The organism is Parasphingorhabdus sp., assembly GCF_048269915.1.
Lineage (GTDB): Bacteria > Pseudomonadota > Alphaproteobacteria > Sphingomonadales > Sphingomonadaceae > Parasphingorhabdus.
Genome location: NZ_JBLWTY010000005.1, coordinates 19,313 through 42,292, shown reverse-complemented (window position 1 = coordinate 42,292; position 22,980 = coordinate 19,313). Strand labels below are relative to the sequence as shown.

The 22,980-nt window shown below is 56.3% G+C and carries 8 protein-coding genes; all 8 read left to right on the top strand.

Going from position 1 to position 22,980, the window contains the following annotated elements:
- Positions 1-62 precede the first annotated feature (62 nt).
- On the top strand, positions 63-2,180 hold the full coding sequence (locus tag ACN0WX_RS12285) for a transglycosylase domain-containing protein (protein ID WP_417622625.1): 2,118 nt from the start codon (positions 63-65) through the stop codon (positions 2,178-2,180).
- An 81-nt stretch (positions 2,181-2,261) separates the two neighbouring features.
- Positions 2,262-4,085 (top strand): cobaltochelatase subunit CobT, encoded by a 1,824-nt coding sequence (gene cobT, locus ACN0WX_RS12280; RefSeq protein ID WP_417622624.1) that lies wholly within the window; start codon positions 2,262-2,264, stop codon positions 4,083-4,085.
- A gap of 4 nt (positions 4,086-4,089) precedes the next feature.
- A complete protein-coding gene (locus tag ACN0WX_RS12275; protein ID WP_417622623.1) occupies positions 4,090-4,761 on the top strand; it encodes a nitroreductase in 672 nt (223 codons plus the stop codon).
- 238 nt (positions 4,762-4,999) lie between these two features.
- Positions 5,000-8,092 carry a CHAT domain-containing protein gene (locus ACN0WX_RS12270; protein ID WP_417622622.1) on the top strand — a complete coding sequence of 1,031 codons (3,093 nt, stop codon included), beginning with the start codon at positions 5,000-5,002 and terminating at the stop codon, positions 8,090-8,092.
- 14 nt (positions 8,093-8,106) lie between these two features.
- The gene (locus ACN0WX_RS12265) at positions 8,107-10,146 is read left to right on the top strand and encodes a CHASE2 domain-containing protein (RefSeq protein ID WP_417622621.1); all 2,040 of its coding nucleotides are present in this window, start codon (positions 8,107-8,109) and stop codon (positions 10,144-10,146) included.
- A 91-nt stretch (positions 10,147-10,237) separates the two neighbouring features.
- Positions 10,238-10,933: a hypothetical protein gene (locus ACN0WX_RS12260; RefSeq protein WP_417622620.1), complete on the top strand. Its 696-nt coding sequence runs from the start codon at positions 10,238-10,240 to the stop codon at positions 10,931-10,933.
- A 94-nt stretch (positions 10,934-11,027) separates the two neighbouring features.
- On the top strand, positions 11,028-12,821 hold the full coding sequence (locus tag ACN0WX_RS12255; RefSeq protein WP_417622619.1) for a ShlB/FhaC/HecB family hemolysin secretion/activation protein: 1,794 nt from the start codon (positions 11,028-11,030) through the stop codon (positions 12,819-12,821).
- Between the two features lie 52 nt (positions 12,822-12,873).
- Positions 12,874-22,944 (top strand): hypothetical protein, encoded by a 10,071-nt coding sequence (locus ACN0WX_RS12250; protein ID WP_417622618.1) that lies wholly within the window; start codon positions 12,874-12,876, stop codon positions 22,942-22,944.
- The last annotated feature ends 36 nt before the right edge of the window (positions 22,945-22,980 follow it).

Below are 22,980 nucleotides of genomic sequence, written 5' to 3'. Positions count from 1 at the left end.
GTTCATGTTTTCCAAACTTCTTTCTCGCCAGCGCCGTATTATTATGGCAACACAGCTTGCACATGCCTGAGCATATCCAAGATTCTTCCGTCAAAAGGCGCTGGTATTGGCCATTTGGTCAGCAACAGGCCGCAGAAACCACCTTTTACGAACCCTATGGCGACGCCATCCCGCCGCGCATCGACGAACCGGTTGCCCCGCTCAAGAAGCCGCGCGGCAAATGGTGGTGGTTCAGCCGCGGCGTGGCGGCGGCCCTGTTGCTGTTCATCCTGCTGGTCGCCTATCTCGCGATTACCGCACCCTTGTCCAAATCGCTGCAACCGATCGCTCCGCCGCAAATCACGCTGCTGACATCCGACGGGCAGCCTTTTGCTCGCAATGGTGCGGTCGTCGATGACCCCGTTCAGGTTGCCAAATTGCCCGATCATGTGATCGAAGCCTTCATGGCGATCGAGGATCGGCGCTTCTATTCGCACTGGGGTGTGGATCCCCGGGGACTGGCGCGGGCATTGTTCAGCAACCTGTCCGGCAGCGGCATGACCCAGGGCGGCAGCACGATTACCCAGCAACTCGCCAAGACTACTTTTCTGACTCCGGAACGCAGCCTGACCCGCAAGGCACGGGAAATGATGATCGCCTTCTGGCTCGAAGCCTGGCTGACCAAGGACGAGATACTCGAACGCTATCTGTCCAACGTCTATTTCGGTGATAATGTCTACGGCCTGCGCGCGGCATCGCTGCATTATTATTATCGCCAGCCGGAAAATCTGAAGCTGGAACAGGCTATCATGCTCGCCGGACTGGTTCAGGCACCGTCCCGTCTGGCACCCACGCGCAATCCTGAACTGGCAGCAAAACGGGCCAGTCTCGTCAAGTCCGCGATGGTCAGCGCCGGCTACCTGACCCAGAAGGAAGCCGACCGGCTGGGAACCGCGAGGCTCGACGTTCGCGCCAGAAATGCCCTGCCCACCGGCACCTATTTCGCCGACTGGGCCATACCGCAGGCGCGCGAACTCACGGACCTGAGTTACGAACAGCTCAATCTGACGACCACGCTTGATTCCCGCCTGCAGGAGATTGCCCGCCGTGCAGTGGCCCGGGCGCCGCTTGGTCAGGCACAGGTTGCGCTGGTCGCGATGCGCCCCGATGGCGAAGTCGTGGCAATGATAGGTGGCAAGGACTATGCCCAATCCGCCTTCAATCGGGTCACGCAGGCGAAGCGTCAGCCGGGATCGACTTTCAAGCTGTTCGTCTGGCTGGCGGCGCTCCGTTCCGGCATGACACCCGATGATATGGTCGACGACAGTCCGATCACAAGGGGCGGCTATCTCCCGAAAAATGCAGGCGAAAAATATCGCGGCCCAATCAGCCTGAAAGAAGCTTTCGCCAAGTCGAGCAACGTCGCGGCGGTGCGGCTCTTCGGCCAGGTCGGTGACCGGGCCGTTATCCGCGAGGCGCGCAATCTGGGAATCCGGTCGCGGCTGGCCGAGGATGATCCCAGCCTGGCCCTCGGAACATCGACGATGACGCTGATGGAACTGACCGCGGCCTATGCCGGGGTGGCGGGGAATAACTGGCCGGTTGAGCCTTATGCCTTCAAGAAGGAAAAACAGACCTGGCTCGAGTGGCTGTTCGACTGGCCGGGTCGCTACAGCTCACAAACGCACGCCGATATGGAGGAGCTGCTGCGATCCGCAGTCAATGATGGCACCGGACGCCGGGCCATGCTGTCGATCCCCAATTATGGCAAGACCGGTACCAGCCAGAACAATCGCGATGCGCTGTTTGTCGGCTATGCCGGCGACGGCGACGAGCGGCTGGTCGTCGGTGTGTGGATCGGCAATGATGATAATAAACCGCTGAAGGGCGTCAGTGGCGGCAACCTGCCAGCACGTATCTGGAAGGATTTCATGCAGCAGGCTGTGCAGGCAAAGAAGCCCGCTTCTCCCATCAAACCAGACAAAAAGCCCGATCCGGAAGGCCCGGTCATCCCGCTCGACCTCCCCGAGGTGCCCGAAATCCCGGTAGATATCGGGGAATCTGAAATCAGAATAAATGGCAATTCCGGCGTACGGGTTGGCACGGAAATCGGGGGCGTGCCGATCGATCTGAAGATTAACGGCGATGGTGTAGCGATTGAACGGCGCCAGGAGGAAAATCCATCCGCACCGGATCGCTAGCCGCGGGGTTCCGCCCGACAAAAAAGTAGGAAATTAGGTCTTTGATTCCCCACACCTTTCCGCTTAAAGCTGTTCGCTTCTATGGCCGATCGTTCCAAACTTGATGACCTGAAAGACGTGCTCGGCGGCGCGGCACGCGCCATCGCCCAGGTTCCGGACGTCGAACTGGCCTATACCGCCGAAGCACCTTCGCAATCCGGTGAGCATCTCAAAGTACCGATGCCGGCGCGCGATCTGCCTCCGGCGCAAGTCGCCGAAGCAAGGGGATTTGCCGACAGTTTTTCGTTGAAATTGCGCCATCATAACGAAGCGGTGCATCGGAAGAATGCACCTCAGGAAGCGGTAGCCCGCACCTGTTTCGATGCCCTCGAACAGGTTCGCACCGATGCGCTGGGATCGCGCAATATGGCGGGCGCGAAGGATAATCTCAACGCGGCGCTGGAAATGCGGATGCGGTCCGATCCGATTGCCCGGGCACAAAATCGGGATGAAGTCCCGATTTCTACAGCTCTGGCGTTGCTGGCACGGGAAAAACTGACCGGACAGGCCCCGCCGCAAGGCACGATCAAGGGCCTCGACATGCTACGCGAGTGGATCGAGGAAAGCGCCGGCGCCGATCTCGACGGCCTCAACCTGACACTCGACGATCAGAACAGTTTCGCAAAATTGTCCACGCAATTGCTGCAGCATCTCGACCTGATCAAGAGCGATGAGGAGTCGGAAGCCGAAGACAGCGACGACGACGATAGCGACGAAGACAGCGACGACAGCACCGATGACGGTGCCGACGAGGAAGCGACCGGCGATCAGGGCGAGTCCGAAATGCGGTCAGAACCCTCCGATGACGATAGCCAGGAGGGTGAAAGCGATCAGAACGCCGAGGAACTGGAGGAAGGCGCTGAAGAGGAAATGGGAGATGCCGGCGATGATGGCATGATGCCAGTCCGGCCCAATCGGGCGATGTCCGACTTGCCTCCCGGTTTCAACTATACCGCATGGACCGAGAAATATGACGAAGTCGTCAGCGCCACGGAATTGTGCGATGAAGAGGAACTGACGCGCCTCCGCGCCTTCCTCGACCAGCAACTGACCAGCTTGCAGGGCGCGGTGACCAAGCTCGCCAACCGGCTGCAACGCCGGCTGATGGCGCAACAAAACCGCAGCTGGGACTTTGATCAGGAAGAAGGCATGCTCGATGCCGCCCGCCTTGCCCGGGTCGTGAGCAACCCGTCACACAGCCTGTCCTACAAGATTGAGCGCGAAACAGAATTTCGCGACACGGTCGTGACCCTGCTGATCGACAATAGCGGCTCGATGCGCGGACGGCCGATATCGATTGCCGCAATCTCTGCCGATATCATGGCACGCACGCTGGAACGCTGCGGCGTCAAGACCGAAATTCTCGGTTTTACCACCCGCGCCTGGAAAGGCGGCCAGACCCGCGAAGACTGGCTCGCGGCGGATCGCCCGGCCAATCCCGGACGGCTCAACGACCTGCGCCATATCGTCTACAAGAAAGCGGATGAACCCTGGCGGCATGCCAGGAAAAATCTCGGCCTGATGATGCGCGAAGGCCTGCTCAAGGAAAATATCGACGGCGAGGCCCTGCTCTGGGCCCATAGCCGATTGATCGCCCGGCCTGAGGAACGCCGGATATTGATGGTGATTTCCGACGGTGCACCGGTGGATGACAGCACTCTCTCGGTCAACCACGGCGCCTATCTGGAAAACCATCTGCGCAAGGTTATCGAATGGATCGAAAGCCGCTCGCCGGTGCAACTCGTCGCGATTGGCATCGGCCATGATGTGACGCGCTACTACAAGAGAGCCGTCACGATCATGGATGCCGAGCAGCTGGGCGGGACCATGGTCGAGCAACTGGCCGGACTATTTGATGAGGAATGATGCCATGAACGTAACCGAAGCCGTCACCTCCCGGCGATCCGTTCGCCAGTTTCTCGACAAGCCTGTCGACAAAGCGACTCTCGAACGGGTTTTGGAAACAGCTCAACGCTCGCCTTCCGGCGGCAACACCCAGCCATGGAGTGCCGTTGTCGTCACCGGCAACGAGCTGACCCGGATCACCGACGCGATCAAGGCCAAGGCTCTTTCTGCACCCATGGGTGAAGGTCATGAATATGCCATATACCCTGGCGAATTGGACGGCAGATATGAAGAACAGCGCCGGGCGGTAGGCAAGGATATGTTCGACAGCATCGGACTCGCTCGTGAGGACAAGGCGGGACGCATCGCCCAAATGGCCAAGAACTGGGACAGTTTCGGCGCGCCGGTGCAATTGTTCACCTACACCAAGAAATATATGGGTCCCCCGCAATGGTCGGACATGGGCATGTGGCTGCAGACAGTGATGTTGCTGTTGCGCGAAGAAGGTCTGGATAGCTGTGCTCAGGAAATCTGGGCGATGTACGGAACCTATATGCGGGAATTGCTCGACATCGGCGATGACTATATCTTCTTTTGCGGCATGGCGATCGGATATCGCGATCCGGACGCGCCGATCAACAATTTCAAAGTGTCTCGCGTCCCGATCAGCGACGCCATAGAGTTTCGGGGTTTTTAACCAACAAGACCTTTGATCTTCAGACTAAAATCTGAAGAATGTCCCGCGATGTGACAACAATCACTCAATCTCACTCCAGAGTCGATAATTTACTATTAGAGACTCGGACCTACCCGCTAGCACATGTAACTATTAGAATATTCTGGGTCGCAATGATCGTTGCTTGCGTTTGAGGGAACCGGGCAACGCACAAATATTGTGGGAGAATATCGTGCGCCGAACAAGGATTTGCACTCTATTGATATTTTTGGGGTTGGTAACCAGCCCTACGGTGGCCCTTGCTCAGTCGACACCGGTTTCTCTGCGCGACAGTTTCCCGATCGGAAGCAGCGAGGGCATCTTATGCCAAGTTCAGGATCGCAGTATCGAAAACAAGGCAAAGGCCAATATGTTCGACCGCAGCTGGGCTGTCGTCTGTCGGGATTCCGCCCGACCGGTCGGCTATGTCTATTCGTCGCGGGCATCTGAACAGGATCTGCTGAAGCGCATCATCCCCTATCGCAGCGAATCTGTGATTTGCACCAGCAATGAAACCCGCCCCACTCTCGCAAGCTTTCGCCACACGGAATGCCGCCTTTCAGCGGAACCAGTCGCATATTCACTGATCGTCGGCCAACAGGACGGTTTGACCTATATTGCGGAAGGTTTGGCCGCATATGATAGTGCTACGCTACTGGCGCTAAGGTCGATTCTGAGCGACTCGGTCGCCGAAGGCAAAATTGATGTCGCGTCGACATCAGTTGAAGATCCCTTTGCCTTTGCGCGGGTACAGGCCGCTACGCTCAGACCCGACCAGGCCTTGGCGGAAGGCTATAGACGAAATCTCAGTGGCAATTATGCAGAAGCTGCTGCTTTTTTTGAAACGCTGCAGCAGCGCACATCGGGCATGGATGGGGAAGATATCAACCCCGAAGAGTATTTGATCAACCGCGCCCTTCAAAAGTCCAATCTGGGTGAATTTGCCGAAGCGGATGATCTGTTCGAACAAGCCAGAGAGCTGAACACCGTTGACCCGGTGACCGAACGGCTACAACGAAATTTTGAAGCGATGCACATGCTTAATCAGGGCTTTTTCAATGCAGCGGTCGAGCGGATAAATATGCCACTCCAGACGTCGCTAGTAGAACAACGCGCATTGTCCAAGCGCCTGGAAATCACCACTCCGATCTCGACCCGGATCAACGGCAGCGTTCGAACCCGCAGTCTGCTCGGTTTCGTTGATGAATTGAAATTGAGCGTGCCCGAACGCGCAGAGATTATTGACGCGCAGGCGCTGCAACTCATAGGCACCGCGCAACGGATCAACGGCGACCGCACGGCTGCACGAAATTCGCTCATCTCCGCGTATAATCGCGCTGTCGCTATTCGTGACGGTCGGGTCACGTCAATCACACGCCTGAGAGCACAGACATTGGCGGAGCTGGCACTGCTTTCAGAAACCGAGGGCAATTTGGACGAAGCCGAACAGCTGCTTCGCGATGGTCTGGATTTGCTGAGTGTCCAATATCCGGAGACGCGCGCTGTCAATGGCGCCAAAGCGCGCTTGGCCGCTTTTCTCCTGCGGCACGGAGAGGAACCTGAAGCCCGCCAACTATATGGCGAAGTTGTTGATAGTTCGCTGGGGAAACGAAGTGCGATTTCTGGCATGGCTAACCAGCTGGCTCCCTATTTCGCCCTGCTGGCAGCAGACAAAACAGCGACCGAGCAGTTTTTCAAAGCTTCCCAGATATTGATCCGCCCCGGTGTTGCGGAAACTCAAGCCGTTCTGTCCCGCGAACTGAGCGGCGGCACTGATGACGCCGCTCGGCTGTTCCGGCAATCGACCAATCTTGCCCGCAATATTGAACGACTGAGAATCCGGTTCTCGGCACTGGGTAAGACAAACCAAACAGCGGCCGTTCGCCGGCAACGCGATGATATGGCATCAGAAATTGAAGCATTGGAGAGAAGTCAGCAGCTCACCCAGGTCAGACTTGCAGAATTCCCGCAATATCGCGCGGTTGCCGATCGTTTCCTAAGTCTCGACGAATTGCGCAGTACCATGCACGCCGGGGAAGCCTATATACGCATGGCAATTATTGGTGGCGATATTTTCATATTCTACGCTGATCAATCAGAAGCGGAAACTTACAAGGTTCCGCTTCACGAAGATGCGCTCGACCGGACGGTCGATACAATTCGCGCTTCAATCTCCGTTTTCGAAAATGGTCAATATGTAACCTATCCTTTCGACATCGAAGCGGCGCGCGCGCTTTATTCGAATCTTTTTGAACCGGTTTCTGACCGGCTTGCGAGCAAGACACATTTAATATTCGAGCCCGATGGGGCGATGCTCAGATTGCCAATTAATTTGCTTGTCGCTGATGATGCGTCGGTATCCCAATATCTTGCCAGAACCGAAGCACCCGATGGAGACGCTTTTGATTTTACCGGTGTTAAATGGCTCGGCAAGGATATCGATATCAGCACTGCTGTATCTGCCCGGGCATTTGCCGATGCCCGGATGGCGCCCCAATCCGGCGCCTCCCGGCAATATTTGGGAATGGGCCGGAACCTTCCGATCCTGGCCAACACCAAAATTGCTAGTATTCGCGATGGTTCCGAGAATAGAAATGGTAATTGCGAATGGCCGCTCAGCCAGTGGAACAGCCCCATATCCGATCGCGAACTGCAGGAAGCAAGGTCTCTGGTTGGTGCAGAAAATTCCGACATCATTACGGGTGCGGCGTTTACCGACACCCGTATTTTGTCGAACAAAAAAATCAGCGATTATCGCATTTTGCATTTTGCGACGCACGGGCTGGTGACTGCGCCCAGCCCTTCCTGCCCGGCCAAACCCGCACTACTAACGTCTTTCGGGGACAGTGGATCGGACGGACTGCTGGCTTTTGATGAAATTTTCGATCTTAAACTGGATGCGGATATCATCATTCTTTCCGCCTGCGATACAGCGGGCAAAGCTAGTATAGCCGTTACCCGGGAAGCAGGTGTCAGCAGCGGTGGCGGAACGGCTCTCGATGGCTTGGTTCGATCCTTTATCGGAGCGGGCGGGCGGTCCGTACTGGCAAGCCATTGGCCTGCTCCAGATGATTTTCGCGCTACGGAACGGCTGATAAACGGACTGTTCAGTGAAGGGCGCGATCAATCAATCACCGGTGCGCTCAGAAAATCCCAACTGGACTTGATGAACGACCCGGTCACATCCCATCCCTATTATTGGTCGGGGTTCGCCTTGATCGGAGACGGTGCCCGGCTGTTTTTACCAAGGGTCAACGACCCGCTGGCCGGTAATGACGTGGCAGCCGCAGCGACAAAAGCGAGCTGGAAATAGTGACGGAAACTACCATGCCAACGGCCCCGATCAATAATCACCGCGACGTGAAAGAGGGGGCTAGAGGCGTGCTGCAATCCCTGCGCCGTCTTTTCGATCACCTGGGCCCAATTCGCCTGGCATCGACGATGCTGTTCCTGATCCTTGCGCTTCTTGTCGCCCGTTTCAGCTGGACAACGCCACTGATTCAGGAAGCCGAGCGTGCACTCTATGATTTACGGGCCTCTGTATTCGCGCCAGAAGTCGAGAAAGACGAAAACATCGTCATGGTCGTCTACAATGAAGACACGCTGAAACTGACCGGCCAGCGATCTCCTGTTGACCGCACGATTCTGGCCCAGGCACTTGAATCGATTGACGCAGCTCACCCCAAATCCATCGGCATTGATGTCCTTTTCACCATGCCGCAGGATGATGATGACCTGCTCATTTCTGCCTTCAAGAACATAAAAACGCCGACTTTTCTAGCTTATGCCGACCCTGCAGAAAATCCTGAAATTACGTTCGCCGAACATGAATTTCTGCAGCAGTTTTTTGAACAGGCCCGCAGCAAAAATATTGAACCGACTAATATTAAGCTCGAGACAGACAGCGACGGAGTCCAGCGCAGGTGGACACCGCACAGGCCCGGAGCACCTCCGTTCATGGCAATTGCGCTAACGGGGCCCAACCCGAAATTTGCCCAAAATGACGGGGCCATCCGCTATCATGTCCCGACGACGACAGATGTGCCGGTATTCGACAAATTTCCAATTGAAAGCTTCGCTGATCCGGAAATTGCAGAAATGCTTGGCCCCTTCATCGCCGGCAAGCACGTACTGATCGGCGGCGATTTCATCGATCGGGACCGTTTTGAAACGCCGGTGGGCGGACTGGCCGACATCAAGGGTGATGACGGCAAAATGATCGGGCTGGAAGTGCATGCTCATATGCTTGCACAATTGCTAAATGATGATCTGCCCTCCCCCATTCCGGTCTGGAGCTTGTGGTTGGCCGCATTGATTGTTGCGATTTGCGGAGGTTTGTCCGCTTTGATCGTCGGGAACGCCTTGAAAGTTGGCTTTATACTTATCAGCCAGTTCGCATTTTTTCTCATCTTTCCGTTCTTGTTGCAGAATACTGGAATTGACACCCTTTCGCTTCCCGCCTTTGGCTGGGCGGTTGGTTGGTTACTCGGCTATGCTTCCGTCGGCTCGGCCGCGCGAACCGTCAATTCCAAACAACGTGCATTTGCACAAAATGCGCTTGGCAAATATCTGCCGAAATCGATTGCCACCGAAATCCTGAAAGACCCGGAAAAACTGGCTCTGCATGGCGAGAAACGCAAGATTTTTGCGGTGTTTACTGACCTCGAAGGCTTTACCAAACTGACCCATGCAATCGAACCAGAAATGGTCGCGACATTGTTGAACGATTATCTGGACCGGTTGAGCGAAGTGGCGCTCCAATATGGCGGTACGATCGACAAGTTCGTTGGTGATGCCTTGGTCACCTTCTGGGGGGCACCCATCGCCTATCCCGATGATGGCGAGCGGGCAGCCAAGGCAGCTTGGGCACTGTATCTGGCCGGTGAAGAATTTCGCAAAAACATTCCCGAAGGCGTACCGCCCATCGGTCGAACACGTGTCGGCATGCATTACGGTGATGCCATCGTCGGTAATTTTGGCGGTGAAGGCCGGATTCAATACACTGCTCTGGGTGATGCCATGAACACCGCAGCACGGCTGGAGGCGGCCAACAAGACTCTCGAGACCAAAATATTGCTCAGCCGACAGGCAATGGAGCGGACGGGGCTCGACTGGTACAGGCCGATGGGCCGGATCACTCTGCGCGGGCGCTCCACACCGGTAGAAGTATTCGAACCGGTCCCCGAGTGGGACGAAAAAGATCGGGCGGCAGTGACCGCCGTCATAGCGGCGCATGACAAGGGTGATATCGCTGCGATCCAGGCACTGAGTGTCGTGATCAAGCAATTTGGCGGGGACTTGGGCCTCGCCAATCTGCTCAAAAGACTAAAAAAGACAAAAAATGGAGAAAGCTATGCACTTGGATAAGAATAGTCCGACGAAATCCGGCAAAATTATCTCACGTTTTTTTAAGGCTGGGCTTGGTTCGCTTATGCTTTTCGGCGTTAGCGGCGTTGCCGTGGCTCAGAATATGGTTGTGCGCTCGACCGGTCCCTCGGCGAGCAGCTACCCAGCCGGTAAAAAAATGGCGAACGACGCCAAAATTTCACTGAAGGCACAGGATCAGGTGACAATCCTGACCAAATCAGGAACCCGCGTTCTCAAGGGACCCGGCACTTATTCGCTTACCGAGGGAAGCGGATCAGCCGCAAGCGCATCACGCCGACTGTCAAGTTTCATCAGCAATCGCGGGAGCAGCCGGGCGAGAACCGGGGCGGTCCGCGCAGCCGGTAACGTCGCCGTTGAGACCCCAAGTAATCCCAATCTCTGGTTCCTCGACGTGACCAAGGGCGGGAAATTCTGCGTAGCGGATGCCAATGCGCTGGTGGTCTGGCGACCGGATTATACCGGTTCCGCAACGGCTTCGATCGTCGAACCGGAAAATGGCAAGGTCACCGAAATAATCTGGCGGAAAGGCAACCCGCTAAAAGCGTGGCCTAAGGACGTTCTGCCGGTGACCAACGGGGCGACCTATCGCCTGCTCGGATCGAATGTTCCGCAATCTGTCGAGGTGGATTTTGTTGTCCTACAAAACCGGCCGACTGACCTCGATGATGCAGCATCCATATTGATCGAAAACGGATGCACTGGTCAACTCGATTTGCTGGTCGAGACGCTCAACTTGAACAACGGGGATTCAGCAAACCAGGGTTAGCTATTGATGAAATTCTGCCGCGCGGAATGAGGGCCGAACGGAAGAGTTGCAACGAGATGGTTCCGTCAGGAAACATCACCACACGAGGAAATTTATGCCGCGAGCGAGCACAGCTTTTCACACCACCGCCTTGGCCGCAAGCCTTGCCATATTCGCTACCAGCGTGCCGGCCTGGGGACAATCTTCCGCAGCGGCGCCGACCCGGGAAGAAATCCAGCGCGGAATCATCGACCAAGCATTGAAGGGTCAGGCACAAACCTTGGCCATCGACGGACAGGTAGAGCGCTCGGCATGCCCGCTCGCGGGTCCTGAGTTTGCCGATGTGCGGTTCACTCTGAATTCGGTCGATTTTACCGGTCTGATTTCGGTTAACCCTGCCTCCCTGACCTCCTCCTATTCCGACTATGTGGGACAGGAAGTTCCGGTATCGGTCGTCTGTGATATCCGCGACCGGGCGGCCACAATGCTCCGCAGCAAGGGCTATCTGGCAGCTGTGCAAGTCCCGCCTCAGACGATCGATCAGGGCAATGTCCGGTTCGATGTGCTGATGGCCCGCATGACATCAGTGCAGGTTCGCGGCAATGCCGGTGCATCGGAGCGCCTGCTGCAGAAATATATTGAGAAGCTCTCCGAACAACCCGTGTTCAATATTAATATAGCGGACCGCTATCTGTTGCTCGCGCGTGACATACCGGGGCTTGACGTTCGGCTTTCGCTCCGGCCGGTTTCTGCTGAACTCGGCGGCCAGCCGGGTGAAGTCATCGGCGAATTCAATGTCGTCCGCACGCCGGTTTATGCCGATGTCAACATTCAGAATTTCGGATCCGAGGAAGTCGGCCGTTTCGGTGGACTGGCTCGTATCCGGTTCAATGGACTGACCGGGCTCGGCGATGAAACGATCATCAGCGGCTTTTCGACAGCAGACTTCAAGGAACAGCAGGTCTTGCAAGCCAGCCACGAGTTCCGGGTCGGAAGCGAAGGCCTGAAGTTCGGGGGCAATTTTACCTATGCATGGACAAAGCCGGAATTGCCCGGCGGTTTTGATATCCAGTCGGAAACGCTGGTGGCCGGTGGCTACGCAACCTACCCATTCATCCGTAAGCAATCGCGCAATTTATTCGGAACGATCGGACTGGACTATGTTGATCAACGGACCAACATTCTGGGCGTCCGCACCAATGAGGACCGGCTGAGCATTGCCTATGCGCGTCTCGACTTCAATCAAATCGAGTCGGGCAGTATTTCGGGACAGGGCGGCTATTCCGCCTTTGAACCGAAATGGGGCTTCGGCGGCTCACTGGAAATCCGGCAAGGTCTTGATATTTTGGGTGCAAGCAAGGGATGTGGCGCGGCGTTCATCAACTGCATTGGTCAGACCGTAATTCCCACACGGGCGGACGGCGATCCGACAGCGTCCGTGATCAGAGCGCAAGCAAAAATTGACTATCGACCAACCCCGCTCCTTGCATTCACTCTTCAACCGCGACTGCAATATTCTCCGGATGCCCTGTTCTCCTATGAAGAAATTTCGGGCGGCAATTATACCACGGGCCGTGGTTATGATCCCGGCACGATCATCGGCGACAGCGGCTATGGCCTGCAAACGGAAGTCAGCTACGGCTCATTGCTGCCCGACTCAGTCGAAGGCATAGCTATCCAGCCCTATCTGTTCTTCGACCTGATGGGTGTCTGGAATAAAAATTTCCCGGGTGACCCCCAGAAACTCTATTCTGCCGGCGGCGGGTTGCGTGCAACGATTGGCCGGCACGCCAGCCTAGACCTGACCACAGTCGTGCCTCTGAAACGTGCCGCGGTACAGACACGGCGTGACAGTGCGCGGGCCTTGCTGACCTTAACCATCCAACTCGCTCCCTGGGCGCGCAGATGATGGAACCGTTTTGCCACCCCCGACCAACCGAAGTTCTACCTAGGACAGCATCATGAGCAAACCATCTCAGGCTCGAAGCCCGAAATATTCTTCACGTGTCACCAAGAAAATGTGCTGGCTGTCCGGAAGCTCGATGGCCGCCGCAGCATTCATACTGGCGTCGTCTGTGCCCCCTGCGCGGGCGCAGACGTTTTCTCCGGATCCGAACAGGGCATTTCAGGTCAACTTCACATCTGCATCTGGCACGGGCTCCTTTGTCCCTACAGCCAATTTAGACATTGTGACGGTAACGAGCAGCGAATTGCTCCTTAACTGGCAGCCCCTCGACACCAACGCCGCAACCTTTGATCCGGTTAGCGGTCTGGTGAACAATCCTATTGATATATTGCCCAGCGGCCGGACATTGAGATTTCAGTCCGCCGGGACCGATTATACCGTCCTCAACCGGATACTTCCCTCCGCGACCGCAGATGGCCGACCGATCCAGTTTAACGGCACGGTCGAAAGTTTGATCGGTGGCGCGCCAGGGGGAAATGTCTGGTTCTACAGTCCCGGCGGTATTATTGTAGGCAGCACAGCGCTTTTTGATGTCGGCAGTCTGGTATTGACCAGCAATGATATCGATACAACAGGCGGGTTATTTGGCTCTGAAGGCGAAATCCGGTTTCGCGGCGTCAACAACAATTCGTCTGTCATCATCCAATCCAATAATGATGCGACTCCGCAAATTCGGCAGGCCACCGAAGGCAGTTATCTGGCAATTGTTGCCCCCCGGATCGAGCAGGGTGGGGACGTCAGTGTCAACGGATCGGTGGCCTATGTGGCGGCAGAACAGGCTGACCTGACAATCAACAATGGTCTGTTTGATATTTCAATCGGTGTCGGCACGACCGATACCAATGGTGTCGTTCACACCGGACTGACAACCGGGCCATCATCCACGCCGACATTTAACGGCTCCGGCGATGTCACCAACGCCGATGCTCAGGCCATTTACATGGTTTCGGTACCCAAAAATGATGCTGTTACCATGCTGGTCGGCGGTAGCCTTGGTTATCAGGCAGCCGCCAGCGCGACGATCATCAACGGCAGTGTTGTGCTCAGCGCAGGTGCCGATGTCGCTACAACTGGCGATATAACCAATACCGGATTTGCGTTTGATACAGACGCTCCGGATTCAGATTCCAATATCCAGTTACAAAATGTCACCTTCGGGTCGTCGGTTTCCGCCTTTGCGACAAACGGGATAATTGCATCCACTTCATCGGCGACTGATTTCGTCGTCGCCAACAACTCCCAGGGGACGCAAGATCTCTCGCTCGCAGCGAGGGACCAGATTGATATCAACGCCCGAGGCGGCGGAACTATCGGAGCCAATGGCAACGTGACCCTGCGGGCAGGATTCGGTAATACCGGTGGCACGATCAATATCAATGCCGACCAAACCGGTTTTACCGATACGATAGTTAGCGGATTAATCGCGACCGGCAATCTGGTCGTCGATACCAGCGCCACTGGGCTGGATGATTTTTTCACCGTACGCAACAATGGCAATACCGGCATCGGGGAGGATGCGGTTGGCGGTGACATAAATATCAATATCAATGGCGGTGGCGATCTAGTTGTCGGCGGTACGGCGCAGTTTATAGCCACTGCCCAAGGCGGCAAGGGAGAGAATCTGAACGGCTCCGGTCAAGGCGGAAATATTGATCTGAATATGTCCAGCGGGACGATCAACGTGACCGGGACGACAACGTTCAATTCCGAGGTTGTTTCTGCACAAAACGGAAAAGTCGGCGGAAATGGCTCCGGCCTCATCGGTAGTGACAGTATCGCCGGTGACATCAGTGTTAGTCTTTCCGGTGGCTCCGTCACGACCGGAAATATGTCTTTTCAGCTTGGTGCCGTTGCGTCATCCGGAGCCGCGCCGGGCGGCGCACAGAGCAATGATGCCACCGCCGGTGCGTTCGATCTGACGGTGACCGGCGGGACGCATGTCATTGCTGATCTCGAAATCGACGCGGTTGCTGATAGCCGTTCCGGCTCTTTTGACACCGCCGGTACCGAAATCTCGGGATCTGCTGAGTCTGGCGGCGCGAACGTTCTGATCAATGGCGGCAGCCTGACGGTCAATTCGAATTTTGATGCCGATTTGATCACATATGGCGTTACACCTGTTAGCACCGACAACAGCGCTAGTCTGACGGTTCAGAATGGGGGAGCTCTGACCGTAGGTAATCTTTTCTATATCCAGACACTGGGATTGAATGGCACTGACACCATTATCAGCGGAGGAGGATCTGTCTCGCTTCTCGCGGACAATGCCGCTATCACTCTCGGTAGAATAATACTCGACACCTCCGCCAAGCCGAACAATCATTCTTCGACCTTTCTCAGCGATGAAGGCCGCGATTTTCAGGCAGGCGATATTCGCATTGTTGCCCAAAATGGCGGCACCTTTACGTCCGGCGCGTCCGGACAGTCCTTTTTCTCCGCAAACGGCACAGGCAACGACAGTAATGCCGGCAACGGCACGGGCGGCGACCTTCTCTTCCATGCCAATGGCGGGACGATAAATTTCACCGATGACGTTTCGATCGATGCCAGCGGCGTTGGCGGAGTGGGTGGCAATAGCGACAATCCGGACACTCTCGGGGTAGGACGAGGCGGCACGCTAACACTCCGCGTGGAAGGTGCGAGCGGCTCGATGTCATTCACTGACCTGGATCTGGATTCTGACGGATCCATCGCCAATGGTGGCGAAGGGGGGGCGCCGCCATTCGAAGGAGATGGTGGCCTTGGGTTTGGCGGAGACATCACATTCGATCTGCTCGGCGGGACCTTCATCGCGACCGACATTATAGTAGGTTCGGACGGTTTGGGCGGAGGTGGTGGCGATTTGGTCACGCCGGCGGCATCCGGACTCGCGCGCTCGGTTGCAGCGCTGGCACTTCCGGCGGACCTTAGTGTTGCAGCGGCAGCTTCAGTTGCGCCCCTTTCCGGAGGCATATCAGCTGGCGATGGCGGAGAAGGACAAGGCGGCGATGTAACCTTCAACCTGAATGGCGGCAGTGCGGCTGTTACCAACCTTACAATTTCGGCCAACGGATTCGGTGGCGACGGTGCCAAGGGCTATACAGATTCGGGGACTGCCGGCGGCAGAGGCGGCAGAGGACTGGGCGGCAACGCAACCTTCAATGCCCTGGCCGGAAACCTGACAATCACCAGCACCCTGACCGTGTCCGCTTCCGGCAACGACCAAAGCCTAGCGCCTTACCCAACCACGGGAGGAGGAGGTTATGGCTTTGGCACGGACGGGGGTGCGGGCGGATCAGGCATCGGTGGGACCGCGACCTTTAATCTGGACGGTAGTGCATCAATCAATGCCGATAACGTTGTCATCAGCACGATCGCAGGCGGTGGTCATGGAGGACGAAGCAGAAGCGCGACTGATGGTCTAGGCAATCCGGTACAGGCAGGTATCGGCGGCAGGGGCGGCGATGCCGTGGGCGGTGATGCCACGTTCAACAACAACGCCGGCACACTGAACTTTAGCCAGCTTACAGTGAATTCTACTGGAACCGGAGGCAATGGCGGTGATGTTTTCGGTCCCGCCGGTCGGGCGGACAATATCGCCGGCGATGGCGGCAGCGGAACGGGTGGCAGTGCCACAATTAATATTAATCAGGATGATCTGAACAACCCCGTCTATGTCGTCAATGCTAGCGGGATTGGTGGCGACGGCGGCGACGGATTGGCCGGGGGCGATGGCGGCTCTGCCATCGGCGGTATCGCAGCAATAAACATTATCGATGCTGTCGCCAATCCCGATGATCCTTCTGTTATTGCCAATGCGACAGGCGGCTCCGGCGGTGCCGGCAAGCGCGATATCGTAACCGGCGCGCCCGGTGATGGCGGTAATGGCGGAAGCGCGAACGCAGGCACCGCAAGATTGGAAGTTACGGGTGCCGGCGGCAGTATTGATGTGGGTTTCATCACGCTGGAAGCCAATGCCTCGGGCGGCACGGGTGCGACAGGTTTCTATGAGTTTGGCAGCGGCATTGATGGGAGCGACGGCGGTGCCGGCGGCACGGCCAATGGCGGGGCGGTCGAAATCATCGCCCGCACCGGCGCGACGATCACAATTTCCACTGGCGACTTTAGCATGACCAGCACAGGTACCGGCGGTGCCGGGGGCAACGGCGGAAATTCCTATGACAGCGACAGTGGCGATGGTGGCGACGGCGGCGATGCTACCGGCGGAACGGCCCGTCTCCTGGCCCAGGGTGCCACGATATCCGGCGACGACCTGATACTCACAACCGCCGGTCAAGCGGGCGACGGAGGAAATGGCGGCAGCTATGGAATCGATGGCACCAATGGGATCAGCGGAACCGGCGGTGATGGAACCGGCGGTACAAATATTATAGAAGTCCAGGAAGGTAGCCCCGGGATCATAAACTTCGCCAATGTGATCATGGAAGCCAATGGATCCGGTGGTGGCGGACCGATTGGCGGCGTTGGTGCCGGCGGCCGGATTGAAATTACCGACAGCTCGATCGATCCGGCCGGGTTGATCAGCTTGAACAGCTTGACCGTCGACGCCTTTGACACTGCGGTAGGCGCAGCGGCATTTTCCAACTCTGCTCCGCTCGGCGGATTTTTTGTTGCCGGTAACAGCGGTGCAATGTCCATAGTCGGTGACCTGACCGTCAATGTCGCGGGCAATATCGAATATAGTCTGGACGGCGACGGCCAGATGACGGTTGGTGGTAACACCATCCTGAACAGCGGTCAGAATATCCTGATCGCCCATAGCAACAATATGTCACCGGTAAACTCCATTGACGTGGCCGGCACTTTTGCGGCTACAGCGCAAGGCAATTTCGTCAGCACCGCCGGGTCTCAAGTCAATGCGGCGGGCATAGCAACGGTGCGCGCCGAACAAAATGCCACGGTTGCCGACATAGCCGGTATCGGACTTGTCAATATTTCTGCCTTGCAGGATGTAAATGTCACCAACGCAGCCGTCTCCGGGGTAACGACTACGGTCACCTTGGGCGCCGGAACGCTCGTCCTAGGGCCACAATTGACCATTGCAGCCGGGTTAAATCCAACACCTACCCCCACTTACAACCCGAATTACGATGCCACAATCGACGGCTTGGTCACGTCGGCCGGGCATATCGTGGTCAATGCAGGCGGCAACGCCACTTTTGCAAACGGTAGCAGAACGATTTCGGACAATGGCCTCACCGTCCAGACAGGGGATGACATCGTCATTGCGACTGGCGCCAGCGTTATCGCGGCAGCCAATCCCGCCACCACGCCCAATAGCACAAACCCCTTCACCTTTAACAATCTGGTGCTGCAGGCCGGGGCTCTCACGCCGCTCAGCACGACAACGCTGACGCCGATTTCCTCGATCGTGGCGGCAGGCGATCTTGACGCCAACAGCTTCGCGGTCGTCATGACCGCCAACGCGATTGATGGCCTGGGTGGCACGATCAGCGCCAGTTCGATCAGCGTCGATATCGACGACGCCCCCGCCAACGGCGTGGTCCAGCGCGACGATAACAGCTTGCTGAGCGCCCAATGCGTCGAAGGTAATATTTGCCTGGGCGCGCTCCAAGCGGATAACCTTGTCTATATCGGTCAGGCGAGTAACAATGATGTAATCCAGGCATTTGTCGAGAGCGGCACGGTCACTGCCAACGAAATACTGGTGACGACGCGTCGTGATATTATCTTGGGGACGACTGGCATCGCAACATCGTTAAATGCGACCAATCAATTGGCTTTGCAAAGCACCGAGGGGAATATCAACCTCGCTGATGTTTCTGCAATCAGCAACGCCATAACCATCAACGCCGCGGGTAGCTTGCTGGGATCAGCGAACCTCACCAGCACCAATGATATTGGCATAACGGTGGGCGCAGACGTAAATGCCGCGTCCATCACGACCGACGGTCAGCTGACCCAGGTCGCCGATGTCGGTGGTGTGCCGGAAAGCCTCTATACTGTGCCTGGCAGCATCGCCGTCGGCTCATATACTCAGGGCACGGCCCTTCGATTCCGCGTGGAGGCCGGCAACGATATAAGCTTTGACGAGATTATAGTTCCCAATCGCGAAATCCAGTTGTTAGCCGCACAAACGGGCCCGGGCGACGTGTTTCTCGGCACCACGAACGGGGCAAGCGATATAAGCCTTCAAGGCGAAAATGTCGGTTTCACCAGTCTTGATTCCACAGTTTCTGTAATCAGCGGTATCACGATACTGGCAACAAACGGCAGCATAACCGGCGGCGATGCGCTGGCCAACTTCACCACCGATTTAGAAGCGGTTGGAGGAGACATTAATATCGGTGATCTGACTGGCGGCGCGAGCGGCGGCACCAATCTCGACGCAACCGGCTCGATCACGGTCGGAGCAGTGAGCGGCGGCGTGGTCATCAACGTCACCGCGGGTGATGATTTTGACTTTGATACGGTTGAAGCATTCAGAACCAATATCAATGCCACCAATATAACCGGAAATATCATTCAGTCATTGGGTGTAACCGGCGGCGGTCCCAATACATTGGCGATGACCGCTAGCGGGGATATGACGCTCGGCACAGCCACCGCAACCGATACACTCGACTTGACGGTTGGTGGAACCTTGACCGCCAATTTGCTGGACGGAAATTTCCTTGTCGATATCACCGCCGCAGCGGTTGACGTTACAACGCTCAACTCGGCCCAAATCGGAAATATCACGGCAACCGGCGGCGATCTTGCCATTGATGATATCGTCGGTGAAAGCTCGATCAGGCTGGAATCGCAAACGGGTAATGTAAACCTGATGACTGCCAGCACAACCAGCGGATTCACCGTGCTCGCCAACAATGGTTCGATCAATTTTGCCGATATTACCGCCCGCGGAATCGGATTGACAGCAGGTGGAGATATTACCGGCACGTCACTGACAGCAACCAACGCCGGTGCCAACCAGAACATCAATCTGGTCTCCGGCGGAACAGCGACCGTCACCACCATGGTCGCCAACCAGATCGTCGATGTCGATGCCGCATCTGCCAATTTTGGCGATATTACCGGCAACGCGCTGGTCCGTATCGAGGCGGATGACATTATAACCGGCGATGTGGCCTCCGACGGGATCGTGACACTCATCGCATCAAACGGAAATATCGCGAGCGGCACGCTTTCTGGTAATTCTGTTCAAGCATTGGCAACCGGCGGCAATGTCACCACCGCCGACGTCACGGGATCATCGATACTCGCGCGCGCGCTCGACGGCAATGTCTCGACCGGCGATTTGAGCGCTACTGGTGGCGGTGCCAGCGATGTCCAGGTCGGAGCAAGCGGAACGGCCAATTTCGGCTCAATCACAGCAGGCCGCCTCGTCGATATTGATGGCACGGTGATTACTGGCGGCGACATCGACGCTGTTGCTTTCGTCGATATAGATGGCACGGATATCTCTGTCGGAGATGTCACCGCAGGTGACAATCTGACGATCAATGCAACCACCGGTAGCATAACCACTGGCGCTCTGGACGCAGGCCTCGGCATTACACTTTCTGCAAGTGAGAATTTCGACATCGCCTCTGCGACAAACGGCAATACGACTGCTCTCCGCTTGTCCGCCATCAACGGATCGGGCCATGTAGGCAATGTTGCATCGCAAGGATCGATCGTCCTCACAACCGGTGCCGACCTTGCTGCCGGCGTGCTTGATGCGGCAACGAATATCACCGCAACAGCTGGCGGCACGCCAACCATCGCCAATGCGCTCAGCGGCGGCAACACGAGTATCAGCGGTGTTTCCGTAACCTTGAACAACGGCACCATAGGCGGCGATCTGACCCTCAACGCAACGGCAGGCGATGTCGATGGCAATGGTGTCGTGACCAGTGGCGGCGCTATTGACCTGGATGCCACCGGCAATGTTGGTTTTGGTGATCTTGATGCTCAAGGCAGCACCTTCACGGTCGACGCGGGAGGCAATATAGAATTCACAAATGCTGCCAGCAGCGAAGACATGAACCTGAATGCCGGCGGTGGCATCAACGGCGACAATTTGACCAGCGGCGGAGATATCATGATCGATGGTACAACTATCGACTTTGCCACGGCGAGCGGTGGCGCCATTGATATTGTCAGCAATGGGGCGGTTACCTTTGTGGCGATTGACGCATCAGGCGGGGTGGACATCGACACGACTGCCGGCACTCCAGTGGGGGACCTTACTGGCGGGGACATCGACGCCAGCGGTCCGGTTTCGATAATTTCAAGTCGTGATGTTTTGCTAGGCAATGTCTCCGGCGGTGCAAATGTCCAGATTATAGGTAACAATAGCATCGACGTGACGGTAGGATCACTCAACAGTAGCACAAATGTGTCTGTCCGGTTGCAAGGCGCCTTTGTCGCCGACGAAGTGAATGCCGCCAAGACCGGCCAAGGTTCCGTCAATATTCGTTCCGACAACGGTATTGGTCTCAACAATATTTCCGGCAACGACATATTTCTGACCGCAGTCAACGGTTTGGTAAAAGTAACAAATAACGTCGATGTGACCAATAGTCTCAGCGCTTCCGGCGAAGCGATCTCCATTGTCACCCAACAAGATATGATGGTCAATGCTGAAGCAACTGATGGCGATATAGGGCTTTCTTCTGCTGGAAACCTGGATGTGCGGGGCGCACAGGCAACCGGCGATATCACGATCGCCGCCGGTGGGTCTGTCTCGCTTAACGATGCCAATATTATCACAGATTCTGCATCGATCAGTCCCGTTGCAGCACAAATTGCAATCACTAATGGCAGCAACGTTATCGTCACCGCCGTCGACGATGTGCTGATTAACAGCTCGGTGAGTGCGGCAAATGATCTGCAGATCACGGCTGGTAGTCTGATCGACATTCAGGCAAGTGCCTCGGGCAGCAATATTCAGACGGAAAGCACCGATATTAATATCGGCGCGGATGGCGACTTGAGAAACCCCGGAAACAAGGGGTCCATCGAGTTTATGAACACCGGTCCGGGGCAAATGGTGGTCGGCAACGGGACCAATGATCCAACAGATGCCTACAAGCTGGACAATGACGAATTTTCGCGGGTCTTTGGCGGAGACCTGAGTTTCCGCACTGGCATCGCCGCCGGTACATCCGAAAGCGATCTTATCATTGGCGAACTCGATGTCCTATCGGGCAATAATATCGGCGACAGTGGATCACTGGCTTTTGTCAGCGATGGCAGCATCCGGGTCGAGGGAAAACTCGCACTCGGCCAGGCTACAGCGGACAATATTGTCCGATTGGATGCCGGCGACACCATCAGGCTGGACGCCAGTGCCGGAAATATCGGTCTGCTCGACGGAAACGGAGTGGTAGCGGGACAACTTGAACTCTCAGCCCGCAATATTTTTGCGCTGTCAGATAGCGCACGGACGGATATCAACGGCATGACGACCGAGCAGATTGATATCCGGTTGGCAAATAATGACGGCTTCATCCGCGAGGAAGGGTTTTTCCAGGCTGATATGATCAGCATGACCCTGCTCGCGAGCCAGCTTTACGTTCAAAATAGCGGGGAAGGAACAGATTTCGATGACCGGCGCGGCTTTGTCGTTGGTGCTGGCGGGCTTACCATCGCGACCGGACCCAGTGGCGTAACACCAATAGTTATCAACGGTGTGATAAGCGATGCCAATGGTAATCTGACGACAGGTATTCCCGTCGTAACCGCGCCGACTATTGCAGGAGCCGGCTTCGATCCTGCATCGACGATTAACGGCTGTGTGATCAACAATCCAGCGAGTTGTACTCCTACTCCTACTCCTACCCCTACCCCTACCTCCAACACGCCTGAGATTGATGATCCGGTTCAGGATGTGATTGAAGAAGAAGTAACACCAGAAATATATACGTCAGACCCTTTTGAAACCAATCTCATCACGATAAAGAAAAACGTGGATTCCGTTGACAATCCGATGATCGACGAGCCGGTAACCGGGGCGGGAAATGACGACCTTTGGGTAAGCGGAGTCAATTGCGAACGCGATGACAGCCAAAAATGCATGAGCACGGATAAACCTGAAGAGTTCGGACCGGCCGAATGATGCCCGCGAGCAATTGATCGGTTGACCTTTTGCGCG

Bases quoted from the DNA above. Each gene is read 5' to 3' on its own strand.
- ACN0WX_RS12250 (WP_417622618.1), top strand. From the start codon at position 12,874: ATGAGCAAACCATCTCAGGCTCGAAGCCCGAAATATTCTTCACGTGTC.
- ACN0WX_RS12255 (WP_417622619.1), top strand. From the start codon at position 11,028: ATGCCGCGAGCGAGCACAGCTTTTCACACCACCGCCTTGGCCGCAAGC.
- ACN0WX_RS12285 (WP_417622625.1), top strand. From the start codon at position 63: ATGCCTGAGCATATCCAAGATTCTTCCGTCAAAAGGCGCTGGTATTGG.
- ACN0WX_RS12275 (WP_417622623.1), top strand. From the start codon at position 4,090: ATGAACGTAACCGAAGCCGTCACCTCCCGGCGATCCGTTCGCCAGTTT.
- cobT (WP_417622624.1), top strand. From the start codon at position 2,262: ATGGCCGATCGTTCCAAACTTGATGACCTGAAAGACGTGCTCGGCGGC.
- ACN0WX_RS12265 (WP_417622621.1), top strand. From the start codon at position 8,107: ATGCCAACGGCCCCGATCAATAATCACCGCGACGTGAAAGAGGGGGCT.